Consider the following 8,954-nt stretch of genomic DNA (forward strand, 5'->3'; position numbering starts at 1 on the left):
ACTTTGACAACATCCACACCCGCATCATAAAGAGCACGCGCACCTTCTGCAGTTGCAATATTACCAGCAATCAAAGTGCGATCTGGGAAGTGAGCACGAATTTCAGCAATTTTACGTAGAACCCCAGCAGAGTGACCATGTGCAGTATCAATAACAATTGCGTCAGCCCCTGCTTCAAAGAGAGCCTCTGCACGTTCAAATGTATCTGAAGTGACACCCACCGCACCAGCAACTAGAAGACGACCAAATTCATCTTTGGCAGCATTTGGAAACTCAATAACTTTTTCAATATCCTTAATAGTAATCAAGCCAGAAAGACGACCTTCTTCGTCAACCAATGGAAGTTTTTCAATACGGTGTTCTTGAAGAATATGTTCAGCTGTTGCAAGATCTGTACCCACAGGAGCAGTAACAAGATTTTCACTGGTCATATGGTTTGAGATTGGTTGATTGTAATCTGAAATAAATCGAAGATCTCGGTTTGTTAGAATACCAACCAATTTACGATTTTCAAGTGTTTCTACAACTGGAACACCACTGATACGGTAACGTCCCATCAGTTCGTCTGCCTCAGCAATGGTATGTTCTGGAGTCAAGAAGAATGGATCAATAATAACACCATTTTCAGAACGTTTTACCTTGCGAACTTCATCCGCCTGTTGCGCAATAGACATATTTTTATGGATTACTCCAAGACCACCCGCACGAGCAATAGCAATAGCCATTTGACTTTCTGTGACTGTATCCATGGCGGCTGTTATAATTGGGATATTTAAAGTCAGATTATCTGCCAATTTTGTTGTTAAATCTGCATCATTAGGCAACACATGACTTTCTGCTGGAATGAGCAATACATCATCAAAGGTAAAACCTTTTTTTAAAAATTTAGTATCCCAATTAGACATTGAAGTTTCCTCTTTTCTTTCTTTTTGAGCTTGACTCTTTTTGTATTGTATCTATCATACCATTCTATGAAAATTTGTCAATTATATTTATGGTAGAAATCATAAAAAAACTATCCCTGTGAACCTATGGAAGAGATAGTTTTACGATTCATATTTTATCCATTATTTAAAATAATTTAGTCCCATTGCTTTCTTAACTTCAGATAAAGTTTGCCCCGCAACCTCACGCGCTTTCTCACTACCTTTTTGAAGCATATTGTACACTTCTCCCATATCCTTAGCAAATTCAATACGGCGCTCACGAATAGGACCAAGTTCGCGTTCTAATATTTCAAGTAGATAACGTTTCGTTTTTACATCACCAAGACCTCCACGTTGATAATGCTCTTTCATATTCACAATTTCTTGAGCATCTTCTGGACGACCAAACACATCTAGATAATGGAAAACCATATTTCCTTCAATCTTACCTGGATCCTCCACTCGAATATGATTCGGATCAGTATACATACTCATGACTTTTTTACGCAATGTATCCGCATCATCTGCTAGATAAATACCATTATTAAGGGATTTAGACATTTTAGCATTTCCATCTAAACCAGGCAAACGTCCTGCTCTCTCATTTTCTGGATAAATACCTTCTGGTTCCACCAATACCTCACAGTTATATGCGTTATTAAAGGAACGAACAATTTCACGAGTTTGCTCAATCATTGGTTTTTGGTCTGTTCCTACAGGAACATAATTGGCCTTAAAGGCTGTGATATCAGCTGCTTGCGCAATCGGATAAACCAAAAATCCTGTCGGAATACTTTCTCCAAACCCTTTCTGAGCAATCTCTGTTTTCACTGTAGGATTGCGCTCCAAACGTGCTAATGAAACTAGATTCATATAGTACATAGACAGCTCAGCCAACTCTGGAATCTGACTTTGAATAAAGATAGTTGATTTACTTGGATCCAATCCAACTGCTAAGTAATCTAAGGCAACATTCCCAATCGATTCTACAATCGTTTGAGGGTCTTTAGCGTGATCTGTCAATGCTTGTTGGTCCGCCAAAAAAACAAACATCTCATACTTGTCTTCTTCCTGCAGTAATACTCTATTTTTAAGACTCCCAACATAATGTCCAATATGCAGTTTTCCTGTTGGGCGATCTCCTGTTAAAATAATGGGTTTCGTCATTTTTTTCTCCTTCGAAATGGTCTCTTCAATTATAGCATTTTTTTGTTAAAATAACAGAAAATTATTTAAATCAAACAACTAACTCATTGTAAACGAACCTGTAAACTTAGTTGACATAAAATTGACAAATAAAAATTTGAATATTTCTCTCTTTTCTAGTAGAATAAATGTATTACATATTATAGGAGAAAAACATTGCTTACAGTATCTGATGTTTCACTACGTTTTAGTGATCGCAAACTTTTTGATGATGTCAATATCAAATTTACAGAAGGAAATACATACGGATTAATTGGTGCTAATGGTGCTGGGAAGTCTACATTCTTAAAAATCTTAGCTGGTGATATCGAGCCAACAACTGGTCACATCTCTCTTGGTCCAGATGAACGTCTCTCTGTTCTCCGTCAAAATCATTTTGACTATGAAGACGAGCGAGTTATTGATGTCGTCATTATGGGAAATGAAAAACTTTACAACATCATGAAAGAAAAAGATGCCATTTACATGAAGGAAGATTTTTCAGATGAAGATGGTGTGCGTGCTGCCGAACTCGAAGGTGAATTTGCCGAACTTGGAGGTTGGGAGGCAGAGAGTGAGGCGTCTCAACTACTTCAAAATCTTAATATTCCAGAAGAATTGCACTATCAAAACATGAGCGAATTAGCCAATGGTGAAAAAGTGAAGGTTCTCCTTGCTAAAGCACTTTTTGGTAAACCAGATGTTCTTCTCTTGGACGAGCCAACCAACGGTTTAGATATCCAGTCTATTACTTGGTTAGAAGACTTCTTGATTGACTTTGATAACACCGTTATCGTTGTATCCCATGACCGTCACTTCTTAAACAAAGTATGTACTCATATGGCCGACCTTGACTTTGGAAAAATCAAACTCTATGTCGGAAACTACGACTTCTGGAAGGAATCTTCTGAGCTTGCTGCTAAATTGCTAGCAGACCGTAATGCCAAGGCAGAAGAAAAAATTAAGCAATTGCAAGAATTCGTTGCTCGCTTCTCTGCCAACGCTTCTAAGTCAAGACAAGCAACGTCTCGTAAAAAAATGCTTGACAAGATTGAATTAGAAGAGATTGTGCCATCTAGTCGTAAATATCCATTTATCAACTTTAAAGCAGAACGTGAGATTGGTAATGATCTCTTGACAGTAGAAAATCTAACTGTAAAGATTGATGGCGAAACTATCCTAGACAATATTAGTTTCATCTTGCGTCCAGGTGATAAGACAGCTCTTATTGGACAAAATGACATCCAAACGACTGCATTAATTCGTGCAATCATGGATGACATCGACTATGAAGGAACTGTCAAGTGGGGAGTTACTACTAGCCGTTCTTACTTGCCAAAAGACAACTCGGCTGATTTTGCAGGAGGAGAGTCAATCCTTGACTGGTTGCGTCAATTTGCAAGTAAAGAAGAAGATGACAATACCTTCCTACGTGGTTTCCTTGGTCGTATGCTCTTTTCTGGAGATGAGGTTAACAAACCTGTAAACGTCTTGTCAGGGGGAGAAAAAGTACGTGTCATGCTTTCAAAACTCATGCTCTTGAAATCAAATGTCCTTGTACTTGATGATCCAACAAATCACTTGGACTTGGAATCTATCTCAAGCTTGAACGATGGATTGAAAAACTTTAAAGAATCAATCATCTTTGCCAGTCATGACCACGAGTTTATCCAAACTTTGGCAAACCATATCATTGTTTTGTCTAAAAATGGCGTCATTGATCGTATCGATGAAACCTATGATGAATTCCTAGAAAATGCAGAAGTACAAGCAAAAGTTAAAGAACTTTGGAAAGACTAAATAAGACTTCAAAACTCAGTTGGGGTAACCAACTGAGTTTTCTATCATTCTACGAGGTAACATGAAATCATTTTTTAAAACATATTGGACCTATTTTGTTTCTTTCATCATTCCTTTAGTAATTATGACTGGAGTATACCTAACTCAAGGTATCTACTGGAATAGCGATTCATCTCCACTATTAGGAGATGGTTTCCATCAATACGTTATTTTTGATGTGGCTTTACGAAATATTTTACATGGAAATGGTAGTTTGTTTTACACCTTTACAAGTGGCCTCGGACTGAATTTCTATGCTCTATCTAGTTATTACTTGGGTAGTTTTCTCTCACCTCTGGTTTACTTTTTTAATCTGTCGAATATGCCAGATGCTGTTTATCTGACCACTCTCTTAAAATTTGGATTGATTGGTCTGTCAACCTTCTTTAGTTTGACTAGATTATTTAAAGATATCCCAAAATTTTTAAAACTTGCCTTATCTACTTCCTATGCTCTAATGAGCTTTACCGTTAGTCAGTTAGAGATAAAAACCTGGCTAGATGTTTTTATCTTAATTCCTTTAATTATAACTGGTTTATACCTACTTATAACACAAAAGAAGCGCCTACTATACTTTACAAGTTTGTCAATCTTATTTATTCAAAATTATTATTTTGGGTATATGACAGTATTGTTTCTTATTTTCTGGTATCTCTGCCAAATTTCTTGGGACTTTAAAACTCGAAAATCATCTTTTCTTGATTTTGTTGTTACCTCCTTTTTAGCTGGAATGGCTAGTTTGATTATGACTCTTCCTACACTGTTTGATTTACAAACTCATGGAGAGAAGTTGACTGCTATCACAAAATTAAAGACAGATAGTAGCTGGTATTTGGATATTTTTGCAAAACAATTCATTGGATCTTTTGATACAACTAAGTATGGATCTATACCAATGATTTTTGTTGGATTGCTTCCCTTTATTTTAACCATTCTATTTTTCACAATAAAATCCATAAAGTTTCACGTGAAACTTACCTATGCAATTTTCTTTACTTTTTTAATAACAAGCTTTTACATAGAAGCACTTGATTTATTTTGGCAGGGGATGCATACCCCAAATATGTTTTTGCATCGCTATGCTTGGATTTTTTCCACTCTGTTAATTTATACTGCAGCAGAAGTATTAAATCGTCTGAAAGAACTGAAGCTATGGAATCTATTTGTCTCACTTTTTCTTGTACTAACAGGATTTTTGGCTACTGTCTATTTTAAATCACACTATTCTTTTTTAACTGATTTGAATATCCTGCTCACTCTTGAATTTCTACTAGTTTATGCTCTTTTACTTCTTGCAGTCATTAGAAAATTTATCTCTATAAATCTATTTGCAATTCTTTTGTCTTTATTTATAACAGTTGAGATAAGCTTAAATGCTTCATCTCAAATGGAAGGAATAGCTAAAGAATGGGCCTTTGCTTCTCGTAGCGCCTATAATAGAGATATCACCGCTATGGAATCCATTCTAAACCAAATTGACAATCCATTTACACGTACTGAAAAACTGCAAATTCAGACTGGAAATGACAGTATGAAATTTAACTACAATGGAATCTCTCAATTTTCGTCTGTACGAAATCGCTCAGCTAGCACTAGTTTGGATAAACTGGGATTCAAATCCTCTGGAACCAACCTCAATCTCCGTTATGTAAATAACAGTCTTTTAGCAGACAGTTTATTTGGAATCCAGTACAATATTTCTGAAACTTCACTTGATAAGTATGGCTTTCAAGAGATTTATCAAAAGGATCATTTAACCTTATATAAAAATCAACTCTCTTTACCCATTGCCTTTGCCACTCAATCTATTTACACAGATGTAAACTTTAACAATCACACTCTAGATAATCAGGCTTTATTTATAAACCAGCTTGCTAATCTCAACTTAGATTACTTCTCCCAAATAGCATCTGGTAAAACAGATACTTCAGATGGTTTAACCAGCATCACAGGTTCTGCGAATGAAGATGCAAAGATTGATTATCAAATTGAGGTTCCTCAAAATAGTCAAGTCTATCTCTCTTTTTCAAATCTTCATTTTACAAACGATAAGCAAAAGAAAGTTGACATCATTGTCAATGGAGAAAAAAAGACTTTTACAACTGACAATGCATTTAATTTCTTTAATTTAGGTTATACTGAAGAACAAAAAACTTTCAATATCAGTGTTAGTTTCCCTGGAAATTCTCAGGTGTCATTTGAAGCTCCAACCTTCTATCGTTTAGATACTCAGGCCCTAACTGAAGCAATCCAAAAAATTAAAGAACAACCTGTAGAAGTATCCACCTCTAAAAATAAAGTCTTTGCTACATATGAAGTCAAACAAGATACCTCTATTTTCTTCACTATTCCTTATGACAAAGGTTGGTCTGCATACCAGGATGGGAAAAAACTTGAAATCAAGCAGGCTCAAACTGGTTTTATGAAAGTTGATGTTCCAAAGGGAAAAGGCACCATTACACTTTCCTTTATCCCCAATGGTTTTGTTATTGGAGCAGCCTGCTCACTAACTGCCCTTCTTCTTTTTGGGATCTATAATCACAGACGAAATTTATCTAAGACAGAAAAAGATTGACCAAGGAATTGGTCAATCTTTTTAATCTTCTTCCATTTTCTTAGGTTGATAAGCTAGCATACCTAAAGCAGCAAAGAAAACTAGTGTTATAATAAGGAAAATCACTTGGTGATGAATATTTCCTGTCATAGAGATTGTTTGTCGTAAACCTGATACAGAGTAACTCATTGGTAACCAAGGATTGACACCCTTAAAGAAATCATTTGTTAAAGCAAGGGGATAGGTCCCTGCACTTGATGCTAACTGTAATAAAAGTAAAATAAGAGAGAAGAAAGCTCCAATACGGCTATTCCAAGTTGTTAAAGCTGTCACCATAGACATGAAAGCTAAACTTGTGATTATAATTAGAATCAAGGTCCTCATCTCATGGTTCGCAGTCAATCCAATAAGATGGACACCTCCATAAACTAAAACACCTGCTAAGACAGCTATAATCCCATTTATTTCAGAGCGAGACTTCAACCAAGCCCAACGACTCTCTGGATGACGTCCAGAAGGCAACTTAGCAAAAATCATATTGGTAGATATAGCAGCAACAAAAAGAGCAACTGATATCATATAAGGAGCCATAGCAATCCCATTTACAGGGACTTGGTCATTGTCTGTTTTTGAGAGAACTAGAGGTTCAGATAATGTTTCTGCATTTTTAGATTCTGTCGAAGCTGATTTAAGTTGAGTATTTGCATTACCTAATCCTTGTCCTAATGAATCAACTCCTGTCTGTAAATCTTCAAGACTAGAGGTTAAGGTTGTTCCACCATCTGCTAGTTTTCCAGCACCATCTGCAATCTTCATAGCGCCACTTCCTAGTTGAGATGCTGCAGAAAGTAACTGTGTTGATTTATCTGTTAATTGACCAGAGCCAAATTGTAATGTAGTAAGACCTGCTATCAGCTCTGGGCTCTTATTGTTCAATTGAGCAGAACCAGATGACAAACTTTCTATACCTGATACTAATTCTGGAGCTTTTCCAGCTAACGCATCTACTCCAGCTGTCAAGGTTGATGTATTTTCTGTCAACTTACTTAATCCAGAAACTAATTTATCTAGACTAGTTGTTAAACTTGTATTCTTTTCACTTAGTTGATTAGCACCAATAGAAATAGTATCCAGTCCTTTAGTATAGTTTACAACACCTTTTTCAATTGACTGACTTCCAGGAACTAACTGATTATTTACAGAAGTTTGTAATGTTGTAAATCCATTTGACAATGTTGTCAAGGAGCTAGATGCTGCAGGTAAGAGTTGATTTGCTTTCGTCTGCACATCAGATAGATTAGATACTTGTTGTTCTGAATTCTCTATACTTTCTTTTAATCCTCCTACTGTCATTAAAATTGTTTTTGCCGACTCAATAGTAGAATTAGAATTTTTAGAAATAGCTTCTGTCAGTTCTTTCTTTTGTTCCTCTGTAAGAGATTGATAAGTAGCTGTTGATTGAAGGTTTGCAAGAGTTTTCTCTTGTTCTGTCTGACTTTTGGTCACAATATCCTGAGCAAGAGTTGTTAGATTTGGCAAAGCTTCTGACAATGTACTTTTCAGTTGAGTATTATCTGATATTGTAAGAGCTTGTAGTGTTTTATTTAGTTCTCCTAAGCTTGTTGCCAATTGCGCTATTTCTTCATTTTGTTGAGATGAGGACTCTAATTGGCTTGAAATTTCTTTAATACCAGTATTTAATTGCTCCATTCCATCTCTTAGTGTATCTGATTGATTGGATAATTGACTTGTTCCGTTAGAAAGTTCTTTCACACTATTTGTATAAGCATTTACACCAACTGAAAATTGATTGAGACCTGTATCCAGTTGTGAAACGCCACCTGTATAAGACTTTATACCTGTATTTAGCTGATTTACACCTGTCACCAACTCAGGAGTTTTTGAAGCTAATTGACCAAGTCCAGTGTCAACTTGTGAGACAGCATTTGTATAACTTTGTAAACCACTATTAAAAGTTCCTAAACCAATATGTAATTGCTCTATAGCAGACACATAGCTAGATAAGCCTTTTGTAAATTGATCCGCTCCATTTGAAAAAGTTACACTTGAGTTAGCTAGAGTATTAAGATTTGTTGTCAATGTTTGACTTCCCGTCACCAACTGATCGGCTCCATTAGCTAATTGTTCACTTCCTTCAGCTGCCTTATTTATTCCAGACTTCAAATCATTCATTTTTTGAAATAAAGCCTTAGTGTACGTTTCAGTAACATTAGTAGAGACGGTTTGTTTTAATTGTGTCATTGCAGAATCACTCATCTTACTTGCAATAAAGCTATGCCCACTTGACGTCTGATAATCAATCTGCATCTGTTCAGGATGATTCGTTAGGATAGAAGTAGCTTTTTCAGATAGATCACTTGGTAAAGTCACTACCATGTAGTAGTCACCATCTTCTAGTCCTTTTTCCCCTTCCTCTTCATTAACAAAGT

The 8,954-nt window shown here is 36.0% G+C and carries 5 protein-coding genes; 2 read left to right on the top strand and 3 right to left on the bottom strand.

Annotation, left to right across the window (positions count from 1 at the left end; genetic code table 11):
* On the bottom strand, positions 1-905 hold a 905-nt coding region (gene guaB / locus GMD4S_RS06090; protein ID WP_000073404.1), incomplete at its 3' end, for an IMP dehydrogenase.
* A gap of 162 nt (positions 906-1,067) precedes the next feature.
* Entirely contained in the window at positions 1,068-2,093 is a 1,026-nt protein-coding gene (trpS, locus tag GMD4S_RS06095; protein WP_000165471.1) for a tryptophan--tRNA ligase, read from the bottom strand.
* 195 nt (positions 2,094-2,288) lie between these two features.
* Here trpS and GMD4S_RS06100 point away from each other — a divergent pair, with 195 nt between their 5' ends.
* Together GMD4S_RS06100 and GMD4S_RS06105 are read left to right on the top strand one after the other, a co-directional pair.
* Entirely contained in the window at positions 2,289-3,911 is a 1,623-nt protein-coding gene (locus GMD4S_RS06100) for an ATP-binding cassette domain-containing protein (protein WP_000958788.1), read from the top strand.
* Between the two features lie 61 nt (positions 3,912-3,972).
* Positions 3,973-6,525 (top strand): YfhO family protein, encoded by a 2,553-nt coding sequence (locus GMD4S_RS06105; RefSeq protein ID WP_000834500.1) that lies wholly within the window; start codon positions 3,973-3,975, stop codon positions 6,523-6,525.
* A 21-nt stretch (positions 6,526-6,546) separates the two neighbouring features.
* Here GMD4S_RS06105 and GMD4S_RS06110 read toward each other — a convergent pair.
* Positions 6,547-8,954 (bottom strand): YhgE/Pip domain-containing protein (locus GMD4S_RS06110; protein WP_000419438.1); only part of this gene is annotated, 2,408 nt, incomplete at its 5' end.

The sequence above is a fragment of the Streptococcus sp. GMD4S genome (genome assembly GCF_000296955.1).